Here is a 25287-nt window from a genome sequence, read left to right as displayed (position 1 = left end):
TCTCGTGTGCGGCCGGTCCGCGCGTCGTGCGCGGCGGTCAGTCCTCGCGCCGCACCGACAGCAGGTCCTCCAGCTGCTCCTCCCGGGCCTGCGCGGCCACGAACAGCAGCTCGTCGCCCGGCTCCAGGGAGTCCTCCTTGGACGGGGTCAGCACCCGGGTGCCGCGGATGATCGTGACCAGCGAGGTGTCCTCCGGCCACTCCACATCGCCGACCTGGGTGCCGGCCAGCGCCGACTCCTCCGGCAGGGTCAGCTCGACCAGGTTGGCGTCGCCGTGGCTGAAGCGGAGCAGGCGGACCAGGTCGCCGACGCTCACCGCCTCCTCGACCAGGGCGGACATCAGACGCGGGGTGGAGACGGCGACGTCGACGCCCCAGGCCTCGTTGAACAGCCACTCGTTCTTGGGGTTGTTCACGCGGGCGACGACGCGCGGGACGCCGTACTCCGTCTTGGCGAGCAGCGAGACGACCAGATTCACCTTGTCGTCGCCGGTCGCGGCGATCACGACGTTGCAGCGCTGGAGCGCGGCCTCGTCCAGGGAGGTGATCTCACAGGCGTCGGCCAGCAGCCACTCCGCCTGCGGGACGCGCTCGACCGAGATCGCGGTCGGCGCCTTGTCGATCAGCAGGACCTCGTGGCCGTTCTCCAGCAGCTCGCCCGCGATCGAGCGGCCGACCGCGCCGGCCCCGGCAATGGCGACCCTCATCAGTGACCGCCCTCCTCTTCCGGGCCACCGGCGAACGCCGCCTCGACCTTCTCCACGTCGTCCGTCCGCATCATCACGTGCACGAGGTCGCCCTCCTGCAGCACCGTCTGGGAGGTGGGCAGGATCGCCTCGCCCAGACGGGTCAGGAACGCCACCCGGACGCCCGTCTCGTCCTGCAACTTGCTGATCTTGTGGCCGACCCACTTCGCGGAGGCGTGCACCTCGGCGAGCTGCACCCCGCCGGTGGGATCGCGCCACAGCGGCTCGGCCCCGGAGGGCAGCAGCCGGCGCAGCATCTGGTCGGCGGTCCAGCGCACGGTGGCCACCGTCGGGATGCCCAGGCGCTGGTAGACCTCGGCGCGGCGAGGGTCGTAGATCCGGGCGGCCACGTTCTCCACGCCGAACATCTCGCGGGCCACGCGCGCCGAGATGATGTTGGAGTTGTCACCGCTGGAGACCGCGGCGAAGGCGCCGGCCTCCTCGATGCCCGCCTCGCGCAGGGTGTCCTGGTCGAAGCCGACACCGGTGACCCGGCGGCCCCCGAATCCCGGGCCCAGCCGGCGGAAGGCGGTGGGGTCCTGGTCGATCACGGCGACCGTGTGTCCCTGTTGCTCCAGGGTCTGGGCAAGAGCGGAACCCACGCGTCCGCAGCCCATGATGACGATGTGCACGACCGTCCTTCCGGTGTCCAAAAGTTACTGCTCAGCATCAGGGTCTCAGACCGGCGCCCAAAGCTACACACGGGCGCCGCGTGCCGGACACCCGCGGGCGGCGGCGGGCCGGACCCGCCGGCGAGTGATGCTGCGCACGCTGCACAGGGTCAGGATTCCGAGGCAGGTCAGAGCGAGGACCGCCCCGATCAGCTCCGCGGTCGCGGGCATGGAACCTCCGAAGTGCGATGACAGGCGGGGTTTGCCATCTAGGCACGGAGGGCACATTGACGACGGATTCCGCAGTTCCACGCACCCTGGATTTCACTCGTGAGGCAGATCCCGCACGCCGGGTGGGCGGGTGCCAGTTCGAAGGCTTACGATCCTCTCTCGTGTCCAAACTGACCGACGTGCCCAAACGGATCCTGATCGGGCGCGCACTGCGCAGTGACCGGCTGGGTGAAACGCTCCTGCCGAAGCGCATCGCACTCCCCGTCTTCGCCTCCGACCCGCTGTCCTCCGTCGCCTACGCGCCGGGGGAGGTTCTGCTGGTCCTCTCCATCGCGGGTGTGTCGGCGTACCACTTCAGCCCCTGGATCGCCGTCGCGGTCGTCGTGCTCATGTTCACGGTGGTGGCCTCCTACCGCCAGAACGTGCACGCCTACCCCAGCGGCGGCGGCGACTACGAGGTGGCGACGACCAACCTGGGCCCGAGGGCCGGCCTCACCGTGGCCAGCGCCCTGCTCGTGGACTACGTCCTCACCGTCGCCGTCTCCATCTCCTCCGGCATCGAGAACCTCGGCTCCGCGATCCCCTTCGTCGTCGAGCACAAGGTGTTCTGCGCCGCCGCCGTGATCGTGCTGCTGACGCTGATGAACCTGCGCGGCGTGAAGGAATCGGGCAAGCTCTTCGCCATCCCGACGTACGTGTTCGTCGGCGGCGTCTTCATCATGATCGCCTGGGGCGCCTTCCGCGGCCTGGTCCTCGGCGACACGATGCGCGCGCCGACGGCCGGCTACCACATCAAGGCCGAACACCAGGGCCTCGCCGGCTTCGCGCTCGTCTTCCTCCTGCTGCGCGCCTTCTCCTCCGGCTGCGCGGCCCTCACCGGCGTCGAGGCGATCTCCAACGGCGTCCCCGCCTTCCGCAAGCCCAAGTCGAAGAACGCCGCGACCACCCTCGCGATGATGGGCCTGCTCGCCGTCACCATGTTCTGCGGCATCATCGCGCTCGCGATGGTCACCAAGGTCCGCATGGCCGAGCACCCGGCCACCGACCTGCTCCGGGGCGGCGTCCCGCTCGGCTCCGGCTACGTCCAGAACCCGGTGATCTCCCAGGTCGCCGAGGCGGTCTTCGGCAAGGGCAGTTTCCTGTTCGTCCTCCTCGCCGCCGCCACCGCGCTGGTGCTGTTCCTGGCCGCCAACACGGCGTACAACGGCTTCCCGCTGCTCGGCTCGATCCTCGCCCAGGACCGCTACCTGCCGCGCCAGCTCCACACCCGCGGCGACCGGCTCGCCTTCTCCAACGGCATCGTGCTCCTCGCGGGCGCGGCGATGCTGCTGGTGTTCATCTACGGCGCGGACTCCACCCGGCTGATCCAGCTGTACATCGTCGGCGTGTTCGTGTCCTTCACGCTCAGCCAGACCGGCATGGTCCGGCACTGGAACCGCCACCTCGCCGTGGAGAAGGACCAGGCCAAGCGCCGCCACATGGTCCGCTCCCGCGCGATCAACGCGTTCGGCGCCTTCTTCACCGGCCTGGTGCTCGTCGTCGTCCTGGTCACCAAGTTCACGCACGGCGCCTGGGTGGCCCTGCTCGGCATGTGCATCTTCTACGCGACCATGACCGCGATCCGAAAGCATTACGACCGGGTCGCCGAGGAGATCGCCGCGCCCGAGGGCCCGAGCGACGACCTGGTCCGCCCCTCCCGCGTGCACTCGGTCGTCCTGATCTCCAAGATCCACCGTCCGACGCTGCGGGCCCTGGCCTACGCCAAGCTGATGCGCTCCGACACCCTGGAAGCGCTGACCGTCAACGTCGACCCGGCGGAGACCAAGGCACTGCGCGAGGAGTGGGAGCGGCGCGGCATCGACGTACCCCTGAAGGTCCTCGACTCGCCCTACCGGGAGATCACCCGCCCGGTGATCGAGTACGTCAAGAGCCTGCGCAAGGAGTCCCCGCGCGACGCGGTCTCCGTGATCATCCCCGAGTACGTCGTCGGCCACTGGTACGAGCACCTGCTGCACAACCAGAGCGCGCTGCGCCTGAAGGGCCGCCTGCTGTTCACACCGGGGATCATGGTGACCTCGGTGCCCTACCAGCTCCAGTCCTCCGAGGCCGCCCGGGCCCGTGCCCGCAAGCGGCAGGAATGGAACGCCCCGGGCGCGGTCCGGCGCGGCCCGGCCGTGGAGCGGCCGAAGGAGCCGTCGGGGAAGGAGTGAGGGAGCCTTCCGGCTGCGGGCGGGGGCGGAGACTCGGATGCGGGTTCCGGCGCCGGCGTGCGCTGGTGCCGGTGCCGGGACTGTGAAGGGAACCGGGACTGAGGCCGAAGGGCGGGTGGCGAGGCCGTAGACTGGTGGGCTGTTGTCGGGCCCCGTCGCGGGGCCGCCCCCGCTGTCGATCTGGAGTCTCCCCACCATGCCCGCAGAACCGAAGAAGTCGCTGGTGGGGGAGGAGTACGAGGTCGAGATCGGCCCCGTCGCCCACGGTGGCCACTGCATCGCCCGTACCTCCGAGGGACAGGTGCTGTTCGTCCGGCACGCGCTGCCCGGCGAGCGGGTGGTGGCGAAGGTGACCGAGGGCGAGGAGGGTGCCCGCTTCCTCCGCGCGGACGCGGTACGGATCCTGGAGGCGTCCAAGGACCGCATCGAGGCCCCCTGCCCCTTCGCCGGCCCCGGCCGCTGCGGCGGCTGCGACTGGCAGCACGCCAAGCCCGGAGCCCAGCGCCGGCTGAAGGCCGACGTCATCGCCGAGCAGTTGCAGCGGCTCGCCGGCCTCACTCCGGAGGAGGCGGGCTGGGACGGCACGGTGGTCCCGGCCGAGGGTGACAAGCTGCCGGCGGGGCAGGTCCCGCAGTGGCGCACCCGGGTGCAGTACGCGATCGACCCCGCGACCGGCGAGGCGGGCCTGCGCCGGCACCGCTCGCACGAGGTCGAGGTCATCGACCACTGCATGATCGCGGCCGAGGGCGTGAGCGAGCTGGGCATCGAGAAGCGGGACTGGACCGGCATGGAGTCGGTCGAGGCGATCGCGGCGACCGGTTCCCAGGACCGCCAGGTGATCATCACCCCGCGCCCGGGCGGCCGCCTGCCCCTGGTCGAGCTGGACAAGCCGGTCTCGGTCCTCCGGGTCGACGAGAAGTCCGGCGGAGTGCACCGGGTCCACGGCCGCCCCTTCGTCCGCGAACGCGCGGACGGCCGTACGCACCGGGTGGGTGGCGGCGGCTTCTGGCAGGTCCACCCGAAGGCGGCCGACACCCTCGTCACGGCGGTCATGCAGGGCCTGCTGCCCCGCAAGGGCGAGACGGCCCTCGACCTCTACTGCGGCGTCGGCCTCTTCGCCGGCGCGCTCGCCGACCGCCTGGGCGAGAAGGGCGCGGTCCTCGGCATCGAGTCCGGCAAGCGCGCGGTGGAGGACGCCCGGCACAACCTGGCCGACTTCCCGCGGGTCCGCATCGAGCAGGGCAAGGTCGAGTCCGTGCTGCCGCGCACCGGCATCACCGAGGTCGACCTCATCGTCCTCGACCCGCCCCGCGCCGGCGCCGGCCGCGCCACGGTCGACCACCTCACCTCCCTCGGCGCCCGCCGCATCGCCTACGTCGCCTGCGATCCCGCCGCGCTGGCCCGGGACCTGGGGTACTTCCGGGAGGGCGGGTACCGGGTGCGGACGCTTCGGGCGTTCGATCTGTTTCCGATGACGCATCACGTGGAGTGCGTGGCGATTCTGGAGCCTGTTTCGAAGCGGGTCTGACCCGCGGTTGCCTCGGAGCTTCCCGAGCCCGGCCGGAGGGCACGACCTGTTGTCCGAAGCGCGCTGCGTGCAGCACTTCATAGGCTTCGGTCACGCGTCGGCTGACCGGCGGGCGTAGCCGCGGCGGTCGTCACCGCGGAGAAGCACCCGCCGAACGGGCCGTCACCGCATCGGAGGCACTCGGCGAGGTAGTTCTCGCGGCAGCCGACATGGTGGCCGGTCTCGAACTGACCGGCCGGGTACGTGCGCGGATAGGGAACGACTGAGGTCTGGCCTCTGCCGTGGACGACGCCGGCACACGGCACGCGTGTCACCAACGTCCCGGGACAGCACACTCAAAGCCACTTCAGCGGCCGGGCGCCCTCTTGGGCACTCCGAACCTCACCATCGTGCGACGGGCTTGGGAGCTGATGCGGTCGACGTGGCCGACACCCCCGTCGCGGTGTCGGCTGCAAGCTCCGGAGGTCGAACCGCCGCACCTTCAGGGCCTTGCCCCACCCATGCGAACGTCCGCGTTCCAGGCACTGCTCCGTCCGTTCGGTCCTGTCTTGCAGGCCGCGTCGTAGCAGCGCCAGAACCAGGTGCCGTTCTTGCGGCGGCGCAGCTCGATGCTTGTGCCGCCGCAGCGGGCGCACGTGGGCGGGCGGGTGAACTGCTCGGCGTGCTCGTGCTCCAGCAGCTTGCGGGCGAAGTGGCCGCCACGCATCGTCACCATGACTTCCCGGGTCCACGACTGGGACAGGGTGTTGAGGCTCCCGATCATCACCGTGCGTTCGTCGAACACCGCGATCTTCTGGTGCATGACGTTGACGGGGACGACGGTGTGGACGACGGCACGGAGGTCGGCGATGAGGCTCTGGTTGTCCGGGCGGCCCTGGAGCTGGTCCGTGTCGTCGCGGAGGAACACGGTCACGCGCACACCGCGTCCGGTCGCCTCGCGCAGCAGTGGCAGGATGCCGCGTACTCGGTTCGCGACCCACGGCGCCCACAGCCAGATCGAGGTGCGGGCCTTGCGGATCTCGTCCTCGAACGCGCTGAAGAAGGTGATTTCGTCGTCGATGCCCGTCACCTCGATGTGCCGGGCCAGGACGTCCGCGAGCGCGGTCCCGAAGCCGCCGAGGTCCCGCGCCTTCTCGTGCGGCGGGGTGATCAGATGGCTGGCCCGCAGCCTTCGTACGCCGGGGGTGCCGACCAGTGCCGCCAGATGCGAGAAGGCTCTGCCGTCGCGCGCCGAGCGCATTCTTTCCCAGCTGCCGATGACGTAGAGGCGTGACCGGACGCGGGTGGCCGCCACGTTGAACAGGCGTACGCCGTTGCGTGCCCAGTCCGACGCGTCGGGTTCCCGGTGCGCCAGGGACATCCACAGTTCGCGGCCGTCGGCACCCTCGACCGTGTCGAAGACGACGACAGGGAACTCCCGGCCCTGGAACCGGTGCGCCGTGCCCACTTCGGCCAGGGTGCCGCCCCCGCTCTCCACGTCCCGCAGGGCCTCCAGGGTCGCGGCCGCCTGCGTACCGTACGGCGTGACGATGCCCGCCTCCTCACCCTCTCCGCCGTGGTACTCCACGAGGGCTCTGGAGATCAGCGCGCCGGCCGGCCACCAGCCGCTGCGTCGGCCGGTCAGGTGGGGCCGCGCCAGTTCATGCAGTCCGTCGGTGTCGACGACGACGATCTCCGGGTCGTCGGGTGGTCTCGGTGCCACGGTCTGCTTGCCGCCCCGCAGCGTTCCGCCGTAGGCCAGCGAGTTGGCCAGCCGCATCACCGCAGGGCCGAAACGGTGCTGCTCGGTCAGGGTGACGCAGGCCGGGTGCCGGTGGGCGTCCGCGGGTTCACGGACGCCGCAGTGCTCGAAGACGTCCGGGAGCAGCCAGCGTTTCACGTCCGGGCGGTCGAGATCCTTCAACTGCTCCTCGGTGACCGGGCCGAGTTGCATGAAGTCACCGAGCAGTACGGCCGTCCGGGTCGCTTTGGCCGTCGCGAGGATCACCTCGGGCAGGGTCGCCGCACCGGCCTCGTCGACCAGGACGACGTCGTACGGGCCCTCGAAGACCGCTTTGTTGGTGCGGAACCGCGCGAGTGTCGTGGCGACGAGTGCGGCGCTCTTGATGATCTCACCCTGGGCGTTGCGGGCGAGACGTTCGTACTCCTCCTGGACCTGCCGGAACCGCTCCTCCAGAGCGGCGCGGCCGGTGGTGTCGGCCGCCACCTGCGGGCGCAGCCGTTCGGCGCGGGCGTGGCGGGCCGGCCAGTCCTCCCGCTGGGCGCGGGCCGTCAGCTCCGCGGCATCGAGGGCACGGACGACAGCCCGCTCGAGCTCGGTGGCCTCCTCCCTGCGGGCGGCTACGGCGTCAGCGGCCGCTCTTCTGGCTGCCTGGGCCGTGGCGAGCGCCTGTTCCCGGGAAGCGATGTGCTCTCGTGTGTGCGCGATGCCGGCGATCAGCGCCGCCAGTTCCTTCTCCGAAGCGGCGACGTGTGCCTCGGCCGTCGTCCGTGCCGCCTGCGCGGCGCGGCGTACACGGTCGACCTCATACTCCCCGGCGGCCACCAGCTCGCGGAGCGTCTGCCGTTTCTCCCGAGTGCGCCATCTGGCCATGGACCCCTGGGCGTCCAGCTTCCCCAAGTCCTCTCGCAGCGACTGAAGTTGCGCCTCGGTCAGCAGGGCATCGGCCTCCTTCCGGTCCACTGCCTGGAGGATGCGTGACTGCTCAGTGCGCAGGCGGTCGACCTCCGACCACTGACGGCGGGATTCCGCCGTTCCCTCGTGGCGCCGCATCGCCGCCGCGACGGCCCTCTCCGCCGCCTCCCGGGCAGCCTCGGCCTGTTCCAGCAACTCGGCGGCGTTCTCGGCGCGTTGCCGTACGGACAGCGGATCCTGTCCGGGTGTGCGCAGCAGCTTCAGCGCGGCGTGGTAGGCGGGGGGATCGAAGCGGACGAGGGAGGTGTCCAGCGCGGTGAGTTCCGCCGCGCGGCTGCGTATGTCCACGAGTGCCGCCTCGGCGGCACGCCTGCGCCCCTCCGTCTCGGCCAGCCGTTCACGCACCATGAGGGGAAGCGACACACCGGCGTTGTCGGCGACCTCTCTCAGCTGCGGCGGGCCGACACGCACGATGGTGCCCGGTGCGTGCCGGTTCTCCTTCAGCACGCCCAGCAGGGCGTTGTCCACGGCGATGTTGGTGGCCGATACCAGCAGTACGCGATCGCCGCGGGCGATCAGGTCGCCGATGGCGCGCTTCAGTACGGTCGTCTTGCCGGTGCCCGGCGGACCCCACACCAGATGCACGCCCTGGCCCAGGCACGCGCGGTATGCGTCCGCCTGTGCGGGATGGAAACCCGGGGGGTCCGGGTCGGAGGAGGACGCACCACCGATGGCCCCGGCGGCCAGGGCGCTCGCCAGCGGGGACTCGCCCAGCCCGGCGATCCCCTCGCGCAGTGCCTCCACGAGGAAGGTCGGCGGTTGCTTCAACAGCCACAGATACGCGTCCGCCAGGTCCGAGAACTCGGGGGCCTTCACCGTGAGCAGGGAGCCGTTCTGCACTGTCTCCGAAACGGCGTATCCCGTCGCCTCGACGTCCTCCGGCTCCGGGCCGGCGAGTCGCAGCGAGTCCAGCTGGTCCGGGCCGATGTCCGAACCGCGCAGGTCCACCGCGTACCAGCCCGCCTCCTTGACTCGGACCGCGCGTCCCACCCGCTGCCAGCGCGGTTGCCTTCCCGAGCCACCCGTGATCGTGACAAGCTTGCCCAAGGCCGTGGCGATCTCCTCGCGCCACCCCACCCGCGTCCACCCCCGTCGCGCGTCGTGCGGGAGATCCCCGTCGCCGTGGCGGATCTCCGTGCGGACCTTACCCAGGCCTCGCCCCGGGTAACTCAGCGGGCCGGTCCCGCATGGCGATTTCCGGCCGCGGGGCTGGGGCACCGGGCCGGAGGGGCCGGAGCCATGGCGGCACGTCGATCCACACTGTGGCCCACCGGCCGGGCGAGTGCCGCGGACCGGAAGCCGGACGCCGAGGGGGAGCTGGGCCGCTGTGGAACCGCTGAGGAGCGACGACCCCACGCACATCGGGGGCTACGCCCTCCGCGGCCGGATCGGCTCCGGCGGCATGGGCCGGGTCTATCCGGGCGAGTCACCCGCCGGTCAGCTGGTCGCCGTCAAGGTGATCAAGTCGTCCGTGCTCGACGCCGAGATCCGCAGCCAGCCAGCCAGCCGGTCCGGTCAGGGCGCTCGCCCCGCCCGTTCCGTCAGGCGGGCAGGGGCGGCAACGGTCGCACGGCCGCCCACTCCGCGCAGGTCACATCCGACGGACACCGGCGCACCCGATCGGCATGGTGAGCCGCATTGCCGTACGCGCACGCGCGGGAGGAGTGATGGTGAAGAGGTGTGGGTCGGTGGGCGGAGCGATGGCGAGGGGCCCTGGTGCTGTCGTGCTTCCATCGATTGTTCGGTGAGTGCCGAACCGTCCGGCCAGTAGCGTGCCGCATCACGTGCGGGAGATACCCGCGCTGGTAAGCGCCGGAGGCGACCCGATGTCGGAGACAGACCTGACGCAGCAGCTCGCCGAGCGATTCCGCGAAGTCAACGGCGTCCATCCGATGACCGAGGCCGATGATGCATACGTCAGCACGCAGTTCGTTGTCCTGGAAGAACTGTGCGCAGTCCATGACCGCGATGCCGATGCGGTCCGCCGGCTGATGATGAAGCAGCGTCTGCCGCTCCCGGGATATCTGCGCTCCGACGGTGCTGAGATGGTGCCGGCCGACCTGTTCGCTCTCGCCGACGAAGCCGGCGGTGTAGAGCTGCTCGAAGCGTGGTTCACCGCTCATTGGGCCGACCCAGTCACCGGGAAGGCGGAGTGGAACGCGTATCTCAGTGGACAGTACGTGTGCCTGCACTCGGTTACCCCGGCCGCCATTCAGCGCAAGGATCAGCTGACGACCGCGATCAGCGGCGCGACGGACGAAGCGGATGCCGGTTCCGCGCAGTGGTCCGAGCGGCTGCACGCCCTGGTCGACGAACTCGACGCGCTGGAACCGGCGTTCACGGCCTATGACCGCCTTCGGTTCGGCGGGCCCACGTCCCGGGACGTCTGCATCGACGCCGTGCGCGCCCGCTTCCCGCGCCCGTGACCTGGATCCACGGGTGGCGTTCTGCGGATCGGTGGCGATCGTTCGTGCCGCGCGGGCTTCGGGACGTTCGATGAGATGGCCGCGTTCGAAGCGGGCTCCGGCGCGGACGAGGTCCACGAGGTGGGGCGCGTTCACGGCCCGCCATCGCTGCCGGGCGGACTCGACGAGCTTGAAGACCATGGACGGGGCGGCGCTGCCGGAGCAGGCCCCCGGGTGACGCTGGTCCGCGGCCGGACGCTGCGCGGCGAGCGGACCAGGGCCGGCCCCGCTGACGGGACTCCGGGCCTCCGAGTGCGGCGTCGCCGAGGCGGGGCTCTCCGATCACAGCGCTGACGAGGCCCTTTTCACCGCTTGCCCCGCTGAGTGCCGAGTGTGCGGTGCCGGCCGGTGTCCATCGTGTCCGGCAACCGGGAGGGGAGGAGGTCTTCCTCGTCCCTCATGTCCTGCCGTGTCAGCGCGAAGGCCCGCTGTCCCCTTTCCTTCCGCGCGGGATCGCCGGCAGGAAGGCATCCGATGTCCGCGACGCCATCGTTGATCTGCTGATGCCCGTCCTCGACCCGGGTCGTCAGTTCCTCGTCATCCGGGGGCGAGCTCGTACGGCGGGCCACAGCACCGTCTCGATGTGGCCGTTCTCGCGCGTGCGCCGGCCCAATGCTTCCCGAAACGTTACGCCCCGGCTGAGTCAAAATCTGTGCCCGCGAGCTGAGATTCCAACGGAACAGGCAGACAGATTCTCTACCGCATTAAGCCGAGTGGGATTCTTCACCGTACGCAGGACGCTGCGGCGTGCTACTGTCGATGTCAGTTGCAGTTGTGGTTCCCAAAAACTTCAAGTGCCTCCGGTCGGCCCCTGTGCCACTGGAAGCGCTTTTGTTATCCGGTTTTTTTCCGGACGGGGTGATCATCGCGGCGACACGGGGTCCGCGCAGTGCGGATCCCGATGCACTGCCCCAAAGGAGAAATGACATGGCTACTGGTACCGTGAAGTGGTTCAACGCGGAAAAGGGCTTCGGCTTCATCGAGCAGGACGGTGGCGGCGCCGACGTGTTCGCCCACTACTCGAACATTGCCGCCCAGGGCTTCCGCGAGCTGCTGGAGGGCCAGAAGGTGACCTTCGACATCGCGCAGGGCCAGAAGGGCCCGACGGCCGAGAACATCGTTCTCGCCTGACGCTGACTGTCGCGTACTTGTAGCTGGGGCCCGCGTCCTTCGGGGTGCGGGCCCCGGCTACTCGCATTTCCCCGCAGTGGTTTCGCCTGCGGACGACAGCCGGGAAACCCGTGGGCTCACCGCATGCGGAGCACCCTTCAGGGGCGCACGCATCCTTCGCGGCCTCATCGCGGTGGACTCCCGAGCATTGCGTCCGCTTTACGCCACTCATTACAGCTCCTGTGCCCGCACGAATTTTTCGCCGGCCAGATTCGCTTTCGCATCCCATCGGTCCATTCTTGCAATTCTCTGTGCTGCTGATCGCCGTGGGAATTCCTTGATATGTGCCGCGTCAAGGAAGGTTCCGCATGAACCGCACACGCACAAACGACCGCTTCACCCGCACCCGTAACGGCAGTGCCGAATCCGGAAGGGGTGGCGGCCGACTCGGTTCGTCGGCCAGGAGCCGCTCCGCCGTGTCGAGCCGTTCCGGTGGTTACGGCCGCCGGCCCGCCGCGGTCCAGGGGGAGTTCGCGCTGCCCAGGACGATCACTCCCGCGCTCCCGGCCGTGGAGGGCTTCGCCGATCTCGACATGCCCAGGGCGCTGCTGAGCGCGCTCAGCTCGCAAGGCGTGACCGTACCCTTCCCGATCCAGGCCGCGACCCTGCCGAATTCCCTCGTCGGCCGCGACGTACTGGGCCGTGGCCGCACCGGCTCCGGCAAGACCCTCGCCTTCGGGCTGGCGTTGCTGGCCCGTACGGCCGGGCAGCGCGCCGAGGCCAGGCAGCCGCTGGGGCTGATCCTCGTACCCACGCGTGAGCTGGCGCAGCAGGTCACCGACGCGCTCGCCCCGTACGCCCGCTCCGTGAGGCTGCGGCTGGCCACGGTGGTGGGCGGAATGTCGATCGGCCGGCAGGCGAGCGCGCTGCGCGGTGGCGCCGAGGTCGTCGTCGCCACACCGGGACGCCTCAAAGACCTCATCGACCGCGGCGACTGCCGGCTGGACCAGGTTTCCATCACCGTCCTCGACGAGGCCGACCAGATGGCCGACATGGGCTTCATGCCGCAGGTCACCGCCCTTCTCGACCAGGTCCGCCCCGAAGGCCAGCGGATGCTGTTCTCCGCCACTCTCGACCGCAACGTCGACCTGCTCGTGCGCCGCTACCTCAGCGACCCCGTCGTGCACTCCGTCGACCCCTCGGCCGGCGCGGTCACGACGATGGAGCACCACGTGCTCCACGTTCACGGCGCCGACAAGCACACGGCAACCACCCAGATCGCCGCACGCGACGGCCGCGTGATCATGTTCCTCGACACCAAGCACGCCGTCGACGGCCTCACCGAGCACCTCCTGAACAGCGGGGTACGGGCCGCCGCCCTGCACGGCGGGAAGTCACAGCCACAGCGCACCCGCACGCTGGCACAGTTCAAGAGCGGACACGTCAACGTACTCGTGGCGACCAACGTCGCGGCGCGCGGCATCCACGTCGACAACCTCGACCTCGTCGTCAATGTCGACCCGCCTACCGACCACAAGGACTACCTCCACCGCGGCGGCCGTACCGCCCGCGCGGGAGAGTCCGGCAGCGTCGTCACCCTGGTCACCCCCAACCAGCGCCGCAGCATGACCCGCCTCATGGCAGCGGCCGGGATCGTCCCGCGGACCACCCAGGTCCGCGTCGGCGAAGAGGCCCTGCACCGCATCACCGGCGCCCAGGTCCCCTCCGGCATCCCGGTCGTCATCACCGCACCGGTGGTCGAACGCCCCAAGAAGCGCGGCGCCACCTCACGCGGCCGGCGCCGCCCCGTCCCGGCGGCCCGTCGCGCGCCCGTACGGCAGTCCACCGCCGGTGCGGCGGCATAGAACCTCGGTGATCAGGAAGCCGGCCCAACTTCGCAGGAGGCACCCTTTGACGCTGGACCAGACGCAGTTCCGCCCGGCGAGCGCCCACCCCGCCTACAGCCCGGTGGCCGACACCATGGACGCGGCCGGACCGCAGGTCTGGGAGGACATGACCGTGGAGGTGGCACTGTCCGTGATGGCCGCCGCCCGTACAGGTCGGCTGGTCGTCTGCGACGAGGACGGTATGTGTACCGGCCTGGTCACCCGGGACCGGCTCACGGCCGTTCGTGACGGTTCGGGATACACGGACCGGATCCGCCTGCGTGACGTCGCCGACGTCATCGGGCCCTTCGCCTCGCCGCTGGCCAGGAGGGCCGAAGCCGAGCGTGCGATGCGCCGCCGCCGGCTCGGGGTCCCGCCCGTGGTCGACGGACGCGGCAACGCTCCGGGCGTCGTCGCCCTCTCTCGCTGAACCGCTTCACCCCTGCACGGCCCCGTCTTCCCCTGGAGGCATCATGCGCTGCGTCATCGCTCGCTTCCCGTTCGACCTGACCAGGAGCGGCGTGGTGGAATCGATGAAGGGTGTCACACCTGAGCCGGTCACCGGTGAGTTCGTCATCATCGGACGACGCCACTACCCCGCCAAGCAGGTCGGCCAGGTCGTCACCCGCCAGGACCGGCGCGATTTCAGCACCGGCGAAGTCCTCAGGGCCATGACCCGACTCGGCTTCACCTGCCGCACCCGCCCTACCGCCGCATCCGCGCTCCTGACCGGCCCGTACGAGCCGGCTTCCGCGACGTTCGGCACTCCCCCTGTCCGCCTGACTTACGGACAGGTGTGACCCGAACAGAGCAGTGAGGCGCCACCGGCGTGGGCGAATTCCGGGGGTCGTGTTCGTCGCCCTCGCGGCGGATCGCCCGTGGGATCGCCCGTGGAGCCAGGATCATCCTGGCTCCACTCCATGGTGCGGGGCTGTCACTGGAACTGTGCGAAGAACCTCCAGATCTCTGCTTTGGTCCAGGTGGCCACGCCGCTCTCGCCGGAGGAGCCGTCGACCGGACCGGGCGTGTGGTCTCCGTCGAACGCGGCCCATTGGACGGGGTAGCCGGTACGGCAGCCCGCATAGGTGGTGGTGATGTGCGTTCGGGTGCCCGGCGCGGGTTCGCGCGGGCTCTGGGGCGTGCAGCCGTTGTTGCGGACGTGTCTGTCGCGCAGGGACCGTCCTTGCGTGATGTCGAGGACGGAGTCGCTGATGCCGTGGACTCCGAAGTAGGCGATGGGCTCGGTGCCGCCGCCGTACCCGCTGATCTCGGCGCCGGACATGACCGCGACGGCCCTGAAGGCGTTCGCCCGGCCGCATGCGAGCGCGTGGCTCATGCCGCCGCCCCAGCTGAATCCCGTGGCGAAGCGCTGCGCGGGGTTGACGCAGAGGGAGGCGCCCCGCACCTCCACCGCCTTGCCGCTGTTGCGGTTGACCAGGACGTACCAGGCATGGGTGTCCACCGTCGCCGCCTGGGCGGGCACCGGATTCACCGCGGTGAGCATGCCGATCGCGAGGGCCGCTGCCACCACGGCGGCGACCCGGGACCACCGGCGACGTCTTGGTGGAGGGGCGGGGGAAGGCGCACCGCGGGCCGTCATCGATCCACTCCTTCGGCTGGTCCCATCAGGCGCGGGTCCAGCGCTGGTTGCTGCCGTTCGAGCAGGAGTAGAGCTGGATCAGGGTGCCGTTGGCGGTGCCGGCTCCGACGGCGTCGAGGCAGAGGCCGGACTGGACGCCGACGATGGATCCGTCGGAGTTGAGGCGCCATTGCTGGTTGGCGCCGCCCCAGCAGCTGTAGATCTGGACCTTGGAGCCGTTGCCCGTGCCGGCGGCGTCCAGGCACTTGTTGCCGTAGACCTTGAGTTCACCGGCATCGGTGTACGTCCACTGCTGGTTGGTGGCGCTGTTGCAGTCCCACAGCTGGAGCTGGGTGCCGTCGGTGGTGCCGGCGCCGGGCACGTCCAGGCAGCGGCCCGAACCGATGCCCTTGATCTGTCCGGATCCGGCAGGGGGTGTCGTGGAGCCGCCGTTGAGCGCGTTGAGGACGGCGGTGTAGGCGGGCTTCTTGCTGCCGTCGCCGTTGAACAGCAGCGGAGTGTCCCCCGATCGCCAGGAGTCGGTGTCGCGCACACCCCAGACGGTGATGCCGAGGCAGCGCGCGACGGCCAGGCAGTCGTTGGTGACGTTGGCGTAGGTCGAGGACGGGGCGCCCTGGATGTCGAGTTCGGTGATGGCCACGTCGACGCCGAGGGCGGCGAAGTTCTGCAGGGTGGTGCGGAAGTTGCTGTTGTAGGGGCTGCCACTGTTGAAGTGCGACTGGAAGCCGACGCAGTCGATCGGCACACCTCGCTGCTTGAAGTCCCGGACCATGGCGTACACGCCCTGCGTCTTCGCCCAGGTCCAGTTCTCGATGTTGTAGTCGTTGTAGCAGAGCTTCGCGGCGGGGTCCGCGGCGCGCGCGGTGCGGAAGGCGACCTCGATCCAGTCGTTGCCCGTGCGCTGCAGGTTGGAGTCCCGTCGGCCTCCCGAACCGTCGTCGGAGAAGGCCTCGTTCACGACGTCCCACTGGGCGATCTTGCCCTTGTAGTGGCCCATCACGCCGTTGATGTGGTCGATCATCGCCTGGCGCAGCGAGCTGCCGCTGAGGCTCTGCATCCAGCCGGGCTGCTGGGAGTGCCAGGCCAGCGTGTGGCCGCGCACCTTCTTGCCGTTCTGCACCGCCCAGTTGTAGACGCGGTCACCGGCGGTGAAGTTGAACTGGCCACGCTGCGGTTCGGTGGCGTCTATCTTCATCTCGTTCTCGGGCGTCACCATGTTGAACTCACGGCTCGCGATCGTCGTGTACGCCGAGTCGCCCAGCCTGCCCGAGGCGATGGCGGTGCCGAAATAGCGGTTGCTCTGCGCCGCCGCGGCGCCCAGCGTGCTCTCGGCGGCGTGTGCGGTCGGCGGCGTGACCAGTGCGGTGACCGCGCCGAGGACGCCGACGACCAGCGCCAGCAGCAGGCCGCGGATCTTCCGGCGGACAACGGGTCTGGGAAGGGCGTACGAGCCCATGACTGTGCCTCCGAGGTAGGAATCAGGGATGGACCGAGAAGGAGTGGACTGCGTCGTCCGCTCCCGTTTCGGCAGACGGGCGGGGCCGGCCGGAGCCGGTCAGGGGACTGGGGCGATGCCGGACGGGCACGGGCCGCGTACGGCGGGTGGCGGTGTCGTCTCGGCGCAGGCATGGGGTGCTCCGACGCGGATCGGCCGGGGGACCGTCACGCGGCGTCGCCCACCTCTCCACGTCGGGTACCTCTCCAACCGCGCGAAGAGCCAGGATGCGCTGGTGCGAACCTCACCGGAACGGAACGGGGTGGCGCAGGTGCTGTGGTGCGCGGATCTGTCGTGCGGCTGGTCGTGGATCTGCCGTGCGGCACGGATGCCGGGCCGATACGGCCTCGGAATCCCGAACTGGGACCGGTTTCCCAGACAGGGATGATTGAGGTGGTGACCGTGGAGCGTCAATACTCCTGGCAGAAAAATTTCCGATCGCGGTTCGAAAGTTTCGGAACCCCGCTTCGGGTGCGAGTGCCTTGTGGGCGGGGTCGGCCGAGCGTCGGCCCCGTCCGTGCATCACTGTGCTCCGACCCCATGGGGCGCCCATGGCTGCGAAGGGTTTCGACTTCGGTGGCGATACGTGCGAGAGGGGTTGACGCCGTTCGCCGGTTCTCTACCATTCGGGTTGCTCGATAATTCGACCCATGTTCGTCATATCGAACGTACGGAGTCACTCACATGTCATGGACCTGCCTATCGCGGTCCGTGGTCAACGCCAACCGCCTACTCAAGGTTGAGGAAGTGTCCATGCCCCGAGGAAGTTTGAGCCACAGGCATCCGTCCGCGGTGCTCGCCGCCGTGGTCGCGGCCGTGGCCGCGTTGGCGGCGATGCTCGTCGCCACCCCGGCCCAGGCGGCTTCAAGCGGCGCCTTGCGCGGCGCTGGTTCCGGCCGGTGCCTCGATGTGCCCGGCGCCGGCCAGACCGACGGCACGTATCTGCAGATCTACGACTGCTGGGGCGGGACCAACCAGCAGTGGACATCGACGGACGGCAACCAGCTCACCGTGTACGGCAACAAGTGCCTCGATGTTCCGGGCCACGCCACCACGGCCGGAACCCGGGTGCAGATCTGGACCTGTTCCGGCGGCGCGAACCAGCAGTGGCGGGTGAACTCCGACGGCACGGTCGTCGGCGTCGAGTCCGGGCTGTGCCTGGAGGCCGCGGGCACGGGTACGGCCAACGGCACGGCGGTGCAGATCGGGATGTGCAACGGCGGCGGCAGTCAGAAGTGGACCGGCCTGTCCGGGACCTCGACCCCGCCGGACGGCACGTGTGCTCTTCCGTCGACCTACCGGTGGACGTCCACGGGTGTGCTGGCGCAGCCGGCGAACGGGTGGGCCTCGCTGAAGGACTTCACCACCGTGACGTACAACGGCAAGCACCTGGTCTACGCGTCCAACGTGTCGGGATCGTCGTACGGCTCGATGATGTTCAGCCCCTTCACGAACTGGTCGGACATGGCGTCGGCCGGCCAGACCGGGATGAGCCAGGCCGCGGTGGCGCCTACGCTGTTCTACTTCGCGCCCAGGAACATCTGGGTGCTGGCGTACCAGTGGGGTGCGTCGCCCTTCGTCTACCGCACGTCGAGCAACCCGACCAACCCCAACGGCTGGTCCGCTCCGCAGCCGCTGTTCACCGGGAGCCTTCCCGACTCCGGTACCGGTCCGATCGACCAGACCCTGATCGCCGACAGCCAGAACATGTACCTTTTCTTCGCCGGTGACAACGGCAAGATCTACCGGGCGAGCATGCCGATCGGGAACTTCCCGGGCAACTTCGGCTCGTCGTACACGACCGTCATGAGCGACACGACGAAGAACCTGTTCGAGGCGCCGCAGGTCTACAAGGTCCAGGGCCAGAACAAGTACCTCATGATCGTCGAGGCCCGGGGTGCGAACGAGCAGCGCTACTTCCGCTCCTTCACCGCTTCCAGCCTGAGCGGCTCGTGGACGCCGCAGGCCGCGAGCGAGAGCAACCCCTTCGCGGGCAAGGCCAACAGCGGTGCCACCTGGACCAACGACATCAGCCACGGTGACCTCGTCCGCACCAACCCCGACCAGACCATGACCATCGACCCCTGCAACCTGCAGCTCCTCTACCAGGGCAAGTCCCCCACCGCGACCGGCCCGTACGACCAACTGCCGTGGCGGCCGGGAGTCCTCACCCTGCAGCGCTGAACCGGCCTGTGCACCCCGCCGGCGGCCGGCCGCAAGCTGACCGCGCCGGCCGCCGGCTTCCGGATCCGGTCCCGTCGGCTGCCCCCTCCTTCGGGGACCGGGACGCCGGAAAGCGGTGACGCCCGACAGGCCGAGTCACGACGGTGGTCGGTTCCAGGTGTAACCCGGAGTGGTCACAAGTCAGGTGGTCACCGTGTCCGGATCGTTGGAACGCTGCGGGGCCGCGGAGCCCGCCGTGGGCCTGGACCTCGCCAGCCACAGGCCGGTGAACACGGCGGTGGTCAAGGTGATGGCGCCGGCCGTGAGGAAGGCGCTGTCGAGGCCGGTCTCGAAGGAGGCGCCGTCGGACTGCCGGGTGCGGACGACGGCTCCGAGTACCGCCACGCCGAGCACCGCGCCGATCTGCCGGGTGGTGCTGCTGATGCCTGAGGCGAGGCCGCCCTCCTGCGGGCCGACCGCTTGGATGGCGGCTCCCGTCAGGGGGGACAGGGTCAGGGCGAAGCCGGTGCCGACGACTCCCAGCCGCCACCACACGTTCCCGTAACCGGTGTCGGCGTGCACCAGGCCGAGGGCCAGCAGTCCCAGGCCCGCCAGGGCCAGGCCGGTGGTGACCACGACGCGGAAGCCGTACCGGGCCGCGAGCCGGCCCGCGTACGGGCTGGCGATCACCATGGCGAGGGTGGTGGGAAGGGTCTGCAGGCCGGCGCGCAGGATCGAGCTGCCCTGGACGTACACGAAGAACTGGGAGAAGAAGAACGACGAGCCCATGAGCGCGAACCCCACCACGGTCATCGCGGTGTTGGACACGGTGAACAGCCGCTGCCGGAACAGTCGCAGTGGCAGCATCGGTGCGGAGCGACGCGCTTCGACGGCGACGAAGGCGGCGAGGAGGATCGCGGTTGCGGCGAAACTTCCCAGGATCACCGGTGACGTCCAGCCGCGGGCGCCGCCCTCGATCAGCCCGTAGGTCAGTGTCCCCACCCCCAGCACGGACAGCACCGTCCCCGGGACGTCGATGGCCGGGGCGCCCGGGTTGCGGGTCTCTTCGAGGCTGCGCAGACCGATCAGCAGAAGGACCACGCCGATGGGCAGGTTGACCAGGAAGATGGCGGGCCAGCCGAACGCGTCCGTCAGTACGCCGCCGGCCACGGGGCCCGCGGCCAGGCCGATTCCGCTGAATCCGGCCCACAGCCCGATCGCCTTGATGCGTTCCTGCGGCACGGGATGGGCGGCGGCGAGCAGGGCGAGCGAGGCGGGGCTCAGCGCCGCGGCCCCGATGCCCTGCAGCACCCGGCCGGCGACCAGCCAGCCGAGCGAGGGCGCGAGGCTGCACAGCACCGACGCGGCGGTGAACAGCCCGACGCCGGCCAGGTACACCCGCTTGCGGCCGAACCGGTCGGCGAAGATGCCGCCGGACATCAGCAGCATGGCGACCAGCAGTACGTACGCGTCGACGATCCACTGAAGACCGGTCAACTCGGTGTGCAGCCGGTGCTGCATGTCGGGCAGGGCCGCTCCGACGATCGTGTTGTCGAGCAGGACCATGAACTGGCCCAGGCAGGTCACCGTGAGGAGCACGGCCCGGTTCGATCGTCTGCCTGGGGCCGTATGCGATGCAGCCATGGGGGTGCCTCTCCCTCGTGCGGTACGCCTGAGCGCTTTAACGCAGTCGACGACTGCGTTAGGCGACTATAGGGAGGGGTGTCCATAAACGCAAGTGTTGACTGCGTTAAGGTGGGGGGTGTGAACGAACGACAGCGAGCCCGGCGGCCCGGCGGGCGTAGCGCCCGCGTCGGCGCGCAGGTGCACCAGGCCGTCACCGACCTGATCGGTGAGCGCGGCTACGGCAACTTCACCGTCGGCGACGTCGCGGCCCGCGCGGGCGTGGCCGACAGCAGCATCTACCGCCGGTGGGGCGGCCTGGAGACCCTGCTCACCGACGTGGTGCTCACCCGCCTGAACACGCAGTCGCCGATGCCCGACACCGGGAGCCTGGCCGGCGACCTGCGCACCTACGCGGCCCAAGTGGCCCGCGAGATCACCGGACCCGACGGTCCGGCGGTGCTGCACCTGGCCGTCGCCCTGGCGGGCAGCGGTCAGCGGGGCCTCCAGGCCGGTGCCGACCTCCGCGCCGAACGCACCCGGCAACTGCAGTCCATGCTCGATCGCGCCCGCGACCGTGGCGAGCCCGCACCCGACGCCCTCGACGTGTTGGACCACATCCTGGCCCCGATGTACATCCGCGTCCTGTTCGGCCTGGTCCCGCTCACCCCGGAGTACATCGACGGGCTGGTCGACCGCTTGCTGTGACCTCGCCCCGGTTCCCGTGCTCAGCCCTCGTGCGGGTCGGGCCGTCCGTCGGCAGGGGCGCTCCGGCGGCGCAGCCGGCGCCGGAGGTCCTCTGCGAGGTGTCCCGCGCAGCACGCGGACGATGCCGTGCAGCAGAGCGCCACCGCGGCGGCCGACAGCTTCAGCGCGACGCCGTCCGGTGCCGCGGGCGGGGGGCCCAGGCGGCCGGCGACGTGGTGGCGTGGGTCGGTCGTCATGACGACCCGCGTCCCGGCCGGCGGCTGCCCTCCCCGGAGTCGGTGCGTGGTCCCGTCCGGCAGCCGTACGACGACCCCGGACGCCGTCCCGTCCGGCGTCGTCGACTCCCACTGCCGGGCCACGACACCGGTCACCGTGATCCCGCGGTCGTGCAGGGCCTGCTGATCGGAGTCCTGCTCCCCGAAATACAGCACACCTCCGTACGCGCACATGATGAGGAGACCCACGCCGCCACCGAGGACGTAGGACGCCGTCTCGCGGCCACGGGAATGGAGGTACGCGGCCGCCGGCACAGGGACGAGGAGGGCGACCGCGGCCCCGCCGCACGCCATGAAGACGGCCGTCGGAAGCCGGTGTCCGTGGGCCCACAGGGCCAGCGGCGCCCATGCCGTGAGCAGGGTGAAAAGGGTTGTCACGAAGGATGTTGCGGTGAATGCTCCCAGCCACCCGGCAGCATGCCCGGATGCCCGCAGCACGGCCGGTCCCCACGAACGCACCATGCCGTCAGCGTGACCGCGGCTCCCGGCCGCGGGCAAGCTCCCCGCTCGCGCGGATTTCAGCCGATGTCCGGTCCGGAGGACTCCCTACCGGGGGCCGTTGTCCAGGATGCCGGCGAAGAGGTGCCGGTTCAGCGGGGGACGACGGGACCGGCTCCCCGCTCCACGACACCGCCGGCGCCTCCCGCGCCCGGGTGCACGCCACGAACAGCAGACAGCGCTCGCGTAGCAGATCCGCCTCGTGCCGCAGCACGTCCACCGACGCCGGAATGACCTCGCGAAGGGCACCGCGCCCGCCGTCCCGCCGAGCACCGTCACGCAGCTCAACTCCAGTCCCTTCACGGCGTGCATGGTGGCCGGCCGGCCGCCCTCCACCCGCGGCCCGGGGTGGTCCTTCACCCGGACCACCGGCACCCCGGACGCGGACAGCCTGTCGTACGCCTTGTCCAGCGCGGTGGATCACGCGCGCGGGGTGTTCACCAGCCGGGCGGCCACCTCGGCGATGTCCGCGAGCAGCCCGGGGGGTTCCTGGTCCAGGTCGAGGGCGTGCTGGTGGAGGACGACGCCGGTGTGCCGCACGGTGTGGGCGGCGTGCACGGCGTTCCCCCTCGCGTACACCAGGTGCCCCTGGGGCAGGCCGAGGGCGGTGCAGTACGCGAGCATCTGGTAGAGGTCGGCGTCCGGGAAGCCGTCCCGCTTCTCGGCCTTGTACTTGGCGTCCACGACGGCGCGCACCGCGCCGTCCGGTGCGTAGAGCACGAGGTCGGGCTTCATCCGGATCGCGGCGGCGACGTCGAGGTGGTGCGGGTCCTGGAGCCGCGCCGTGTGCCCGAGCGCACGGCAGGCCTCCCGCAGCGCCACCGTCACGAAGTCCTCGAAGAGCTTGTTCATGTCGAACAGGAAGCCGTCGACCCGCAGTCCGCCCGGGGCGTGCTCGGCCGAGGTGTCCTCCAGCACGGCGCGGGCCAGGCGCAGGGCCTGGTGGTAGCGGGCGTTCAGGCGCGTCGGCTGCCACGCCGGCAGCGGCCGCCCGCGCGCGATCACCGCGACGTCGGCCAGCCGGGCACGCTGGTGGAGGAGTCCGCGGCGCACCTCGCCCGGCACTCCGGGCAGCCGCAGCAGTCGCTCCACGGCCGTGCGCAGGATGCGGTTCTCCACGATGTCGGCCGTGAACTCGTCGTAGGCCACCTCGACCGGCGGCATGGCCCCGAACCGCCGCCGGATCTGCTCCGTCTCCCGGATCCGGCCGCGCACCACCAGGGAGGACTCCTCCGTCGCCCGGTACCCCTGGAGGAGCCCCCGGCGCAGGGCCCGGTCCACCTGCCGCTCCACGGCGTGGGCGAACGCGGGCAGGAGACCGCGGTGTCCGGCCGTCCCGACGTCCCCGTCCCGCCAGAAGCCCTGGACGTTCAGGCTGTGGCCGAGGAGGAAGAACAGGCGGGCGATGGGAACCTTCGGCGCGATGCGCACGGTGAACGAGCCGGCCCCGCCCGGTGCCGTGACGGCCACCGCACCGACCTTGCTGCCGGCCCGCAGAGACCAGCGGCCGGGGGCGTACGGATCCGGGACCGCCTCCACGACACCCGCCGACGCCAGCGCACGCCCCACGGCGTCCGGCAGGGCGACACTGACGGCGGGCGCGTGTTCGACCAGGTCGACGGCGCCCGTCACCCGAGCGACTCCCGCAGAGCCGCCAGGCCGTACCGCTTCTCGACGTCCACGTCCTCGCCGTAGTGGTGCTCCTCCAGCAGCGGCAGGATCCGGGTCCGCCAGGTGCGCTCCAGACCGCCCTCCCGGTAGACGCCCTTCTTCATCAGGTACGAGGGCCCGATGCGGAAGTCCGGGTCCCCGATACGGGAGTTCAGCGCGTCCAGCAGATCGGCCGGCTCGGCGCCGCGGCCCTCCCGCAGCAGCCAGCGGCGCAGCAGCCCGCGCGTGGGCTCGGTGCGCGGCGACAGCTCCACGAACGCGAAACGGCGCCGCATGGCCGCGTCGACCAGGGCGATCGAGCGGTCGGCGGTGTTCATGGTGCCGATGACGAACAGGTTGGGCGGCAGCGCGAAGTCGTCGCCGGAGTAGGTGAGCCGCACCGACTTGTTCCGGTACTCCAGCAGGAAGTACAGCTCGCCGAAGACCTTCGCCAGGTTGGCGCGGTTGATCTCGTCGATGATCAGGAAGTGCGGGATGTGGTGGTTGCCCTCACGGGAGGCGAGGTCGGCGAGTTCGCGCAGGGGGCCGGCGGTGAGCCGGAAGGCGACCTGCCGTGTCCGCGGGTCCTCCTGGGGGCGGAAGCCCTCGAAGAAGTCCTCGTACGCGTAGGAGGGATGGAACTGGACGAGCTTGACCTGCTCCGGTCCGCCACCGAGGAACTCGGCCAGCTTCAGGGCGAGATAGGTCTTGCCGGTGCCCGGCGGCCCGTACAGCACCAGCTGGCGCTCGTCGCACAGCAGGTCGCGCACCTCGCGGAGCCAGCCGGCGTCGTGGACGAGGAGTTCGGCGGCCAGCTCCTCCGTGGGGACGGGCAGCTCCGGTTCCCGTCGGGCGGTGAGGACGGGCAGCTCCACGCTCGGGTCCCGGTCGGCCGCCTCGGCCTCCTCGATCAGCTCCTCGTCGCTTATCCCCAGTCCTTCGACCAGGTCCCGCACCGCCGTCAGGTCGATCACGTCGTGCTGGGCGGACAGCTTCTGCTGAAGTGCCTCCGGCAGGTCCTCGTACGGGTGCCCCTGCTCCGCCCAGTCGACCGGACGGCGCAGGTCCGACCGGCCGTCCTCGGACGCGACCTGTTCCGCGCCCCCCGCGATCCTCCCCAGGTACAGCCGGCCGCCCGAGATCGTGCACACCGTGTCGCCGGGCCGCATCCGGGAGAGGAACATGTGCAGTTCCTCGACCAGTTGCACCTTCTGGTTGTACGTCGCCGTGGCGGCGTAGTCCTCCTCCACGGCCGACCGCAGGCGTTCCTTGCTGACGCCCTGCTCGATGCCCTGCCGCAGGTGCCGCGCCTGCAGCGTCACCAGCCCCTCGGACAGCCACAGCCGCCGCACGAGGTCGAGACCGGAGACGTTGGAACCCCGGACCAGCCAGGTGCGGTGGGCACCCCACCACACCTGGTCCAGGTAGTCGGAGAGCGGATGGCCGTCGGGCGACTTCCACTCCAGCCAGCCGTTGGCACTGCGGCCGAGCAGGATCTCGGCGGCGGCCGTCGGTGAGTTGCACTCGACGTCCTCGACCAGCTCCATCCAGCCCGGCCAGGTCTCCGACTCCACGAAGACGTCGTCCGCGATCAGCCGCTGCCGCAGCCGGTACGACGACGGGATCCGCACCGGAAAGGACGGCACCACCTCCGGCCGCCCCGGCGAACCGGCCAGCACGACGAACTTCTGGCTCCCGTTCATCCCCTTCTCCGTCAGCAGCCGCCCCCGGGCCTCGGGACCGCCGCCGGGCAGTCGCAGCCGGAACTCCGGGTACGCCTCGGCCATGGAAATC

General features: G+C 70.5%; 18 protein-coding genes and 3 pseudogenes. 9 read left to right on the top strand and 12 right to left on the bottom strand.

Annotated features, from left to right (window positions below; genetic code table 11):
• Positions 1 to 37: 37 nt before the first annotated feature.
• Positions 38 to 706, bottom strand: coding sequence for a potassium channel family protein (locus ACZ7N4_RS16800; protein ID WP_189305043.1), 669 nt, complete (start codon positions 704 to 706; stop codon positions 38 to 40).
• Positions 706 to 1377, bottom strand: coding sequence for a potassium channel family protein (locus ACZ7N4_RS16795; RefSeq protein WP_471359032.1), 672 nt, complete (start codon positions 1375 to 1377; stop codon positions 706 to 708). Before ACZ7N4_RS16795 ends, ACZ7N4_RS16800 begins: the two co-directional genes overlap by 1 nt.
• A 371-nt stretch (positions 1378 to 1748) precedes the next feature.
• Here ACZ7N4_RS16795 and ACZ7N4_RS16790 point away from each other — a divergent pair, with 371 nt between their 5' ends.
• On the top strand, positions 1749 to 3797 hold the full coding sequence (locus tag ACZ7N4_RS16790; protein WP_471359030.1) for an APC family permease: 2049 nt from the start codon (positions 1749 to 1751) through the stop codon (positions 3795 to 3797).
• Positions 3798 to 3993: 196 nt separating this feature from the next.
• Complete coding sequence (locus ACZ7N4_RS16785; protein ID WP_471359029.1) at positions 3994 to 5325, top strand: class I SAM-dependent RNA methyltransferase; 1332 nt, start codon at positions 3994 to 3996, stop codon at positions 5323 to 5325.
• Positions 5326 to 5806: 481 nt separating this feature from the next.
• Here the strand turns inward: ACZ7N4_RS16785 and ACZ7N4_RS16780 are convergent, their stop codons facing one another.
• A complete protein-coding gene (locus tag ACZ7N4_RS16780; protein WP_471359028.1) occupies positions 5807 to 9067 on the bottom strand; it encodes an AAA domain-containing protein in 3261 nt (1086 codons plus the stop codon).
• A gap of 779 nt (positions 9068 to 9846) precedes the next feature.
• Here ACZ7N4_RS16780 and ACZ7N4_RS16775 point away from each other — a divergent pair.
• Positions 9847 to 10446: a DUF6058 family natural product biosynthesis protein gene (locus ACZ7N4_RS16775; protein WP_471359027.1), complete on the top strand. Its 600-nt coding sequence runs from the start codon at positions 9847 to 9849 to the stop codon at positions 10444 to 10446.
• Positions 10447 to 10506: 60 nt separating this feature from the next.
• Here the strand turns inward: ACZ7N4_RS16775 and ACZ7N4_RS16770 are convergent.
• Positions 10507 to 10685: pseudogene (locus ACZ7N4_RS16770) on the bottom strand (IS256 family transposase); the annotation flags it as partial.
• 105 nt (positions 10686 to 10790) lie between these two features.
• Positions 10791 to 11054, bottom strand: a complete 264-nt coding sequence (locus ACZ7N4_RS16765) for a hypothetical protein (protein WP_471359025.1) — start codon at positions 11052 to 11054, stop codon at positions 10791 to 10793.
• A gap of 358 nt (positions 11055 to 11412) precedes the next feature.
• Between ACZ7N4_RS16765 and ACZ7N4_RS16760 the strand changes: the two genes are divergently transcribed.
• The 4 genes from ACZ7N4_RS16760 to ACZ7N4_RS16745 all read left to right on the top strand — a co-directional run bounded on the left by ACZ7N4_RS16760 (position 11413) and on the right by ACZ7N4_RS16745 (position 14281).
• Positions 11413 to 11616 (top strand): cold-shock protein, encoded by a 204-nt coding sequence (locus ACZ7N4_RS16760; protein ID WP_031045667.1) that lies wholly within the window; start codon positions 11413 to 11415, stop codon positions 11614 to 11616.
• A 347-nt stretch (positions 11617 to 11963) separates the two neighbouring features.
• Complete coding sequence (locus tag ACZ7N4_RS16755) at positions 11964 to 13460, top strand: DEAD/DEAH box helicase (RefSeq protein WP_471359023.1); 1497 nt, start codon at positions 11964 to 11966, stop codon at positions 13458 to 13460.
• A gap of 46 nt (positions 13461 to 13506) precedes the next feature.
• Entirely contained in the window at positions 13507 to 13911 is a 405-nt protein-coding gene (locus ACZ7N4_RS16750; RefSeq protein WP_471359022.1) for a CBS domain-containing protein, read from the top strand.
• Positions 13912 to 13954: 43 nt separating this feature from the next.
• Entirely contained in the window at positions 13955 to 14281 is a 327-nt protein-coding gene (locus tag ACZ7N4_RS16745) for an SCO5918 family protein (RefSeq protein ID WP_471359021.1), read from the top strand.
• A 134-nt stretch (positions 14282 to 14415) separates the two neighbouring features.
• Here ACZ7N4_RS16745 and ACZ7N4_RS16740 read toward each other — a convergent pair.
• Both ACZ7N4_RS16740 and ACZ7N4_RS16735 read right to left on the bottom strand, forming a co-directional pair.
• Positions 14416 to 14871 (bottom strand): annotated as a pseudogene (locus ACZ7N4_RS16740) (CE1 family esterase); the annotation flags it as partial.
• 235 nt (positions 14872 to 15106) lie between these two features.
• Positions 15107 to 16537 (bottom strand): endo-1,4-beta-xylanase, encoded by a 1431-nt coding sequence (locus ACZ7N4_RS16735; RefSeq protein WP_471359019.1) that lies wholly within the window; start codon positions 16535 to 16537, stop codon positions 15107 to 15109.
• A gap of 792 nt (positions 16538 to 17329) precedes the next feature.
• Between ACZ7N4_RS16735 and ACZ7N4_RS16730 the strand changes: the two genes are divergently transcribed.
• Positions 17330 to 18760, top strand: coding sequence for a non-reducing end alpha-L-arabinofuranosidase family hydrolase (locus ACZ7N4_RS16730; RefSeq protein ID WP_471359017.1), 1431 nt, complete (start codon positions 17330 to 17332; stop codon positions 18758 to 18760).
• Between the two features lie 180 nt (positions 18761 to 18940).
• Here ACZ7N4_RS16730 and ACZ7N4_RS16725 read toward each other — a convergent pair whose 3' ends face one another.
• Positions 18941 to 20383: an MFS transporter gene (locus tag ACZ7N4_RS16725; protein WP_471359015.1), complete on the bottom strand. Its 1443-nt coding sequence runs from the start codon at positions 20381 to 20383 to the stop codon at positions 18941 to 18943.
• Between the two features lie 120 nt (positions 20384 to 20503).
• Here ACZ7N4_RS16725 and ACZ7N4_RS16720 point away from each other — a divergent pair, with 120 nt between their 5' ends.
• Positions 20504 to 21070: a TetR/AcrR family transcriptional regulator gene (locus ACZ7N4_RS16720; protein ID WP_471359013.1), complete on the top strand. Its 567-nt coding sequence runs from the start codon at positions 20504 to 20506 to the stop codon at positions 21068 to 21070.
• A 20-nt stretch (positions 21071 to 21090) separates the two neighbouring features.
• On the opposite strand, the gene ACZ7N4_RS16715 is transcribed toward ACZ7N4_RS16720, so the two are convergent.
• The 4 genes and pseudogenes from ACZ7N4_RS16715 to ACZ7N4_RS16700 all read right to left on the bottom strand — a co-directional run bounded on the left by ACZ7N4_RS16715 (position 21091) and on the right by ACZ7N4_RS16700 (position 25280).
• Complete coding sequence (locus ACZ7N4_RS16715; RefSeq protein ID WP_471359012.1) at positions 21091 to 21723, bottom strand: hypothetical protein; 633 nt, start codon at positions 21721 to 21723, stop codon at positions 21091 to 21093.
• Positions 21724 to 21940: 217 nt separating this feature from the next.
• Positions 21941 to 22254 (bottom strand): annotated as a pseudogene (locus ACZ7N4_RS16710) (3'-5' exonuclease); the annotation flags it as partial.
• Between the two features lie 9 nt (positions 22255 to 22263).
• Complete coding sequence (locus tag ACZ7N4_RS16705; RefSeq protein ID WP_471359011.1) at positions 22264 to 23475, bottom strand: McrC family protein; 1212 nt, start codon at positions 23473 to 23475, stop codon at positions 22264 to 22266.
• On the bottom strand, positions 23472 to 25280 hold the full coding sequence (locus ACZ7N4_RS16700) for a DUF4357 domain-containing protein (RefSeq protein WP_471359009.1): 1809 nt from the start codon (positions 25278 to 25280) through the stop codon (positions 23472 to 23474). Before ACZ7N4_RS16700 ends, ACZ7N4_RS16705 begins: the two co-directional genes overlap by 4 nt.
• Positions 25281 to 25287 lie beyond the last annotated feature (7 nt).

The sequence above is a fragment of the Streptomyces sp. NPDC107654 genome (genome assembly GCF_055639035.1).
Note: the sequence above shows the minus strand (reverse complement) of the source record. Positions and strands in the feature narration are given on the sequence as shown.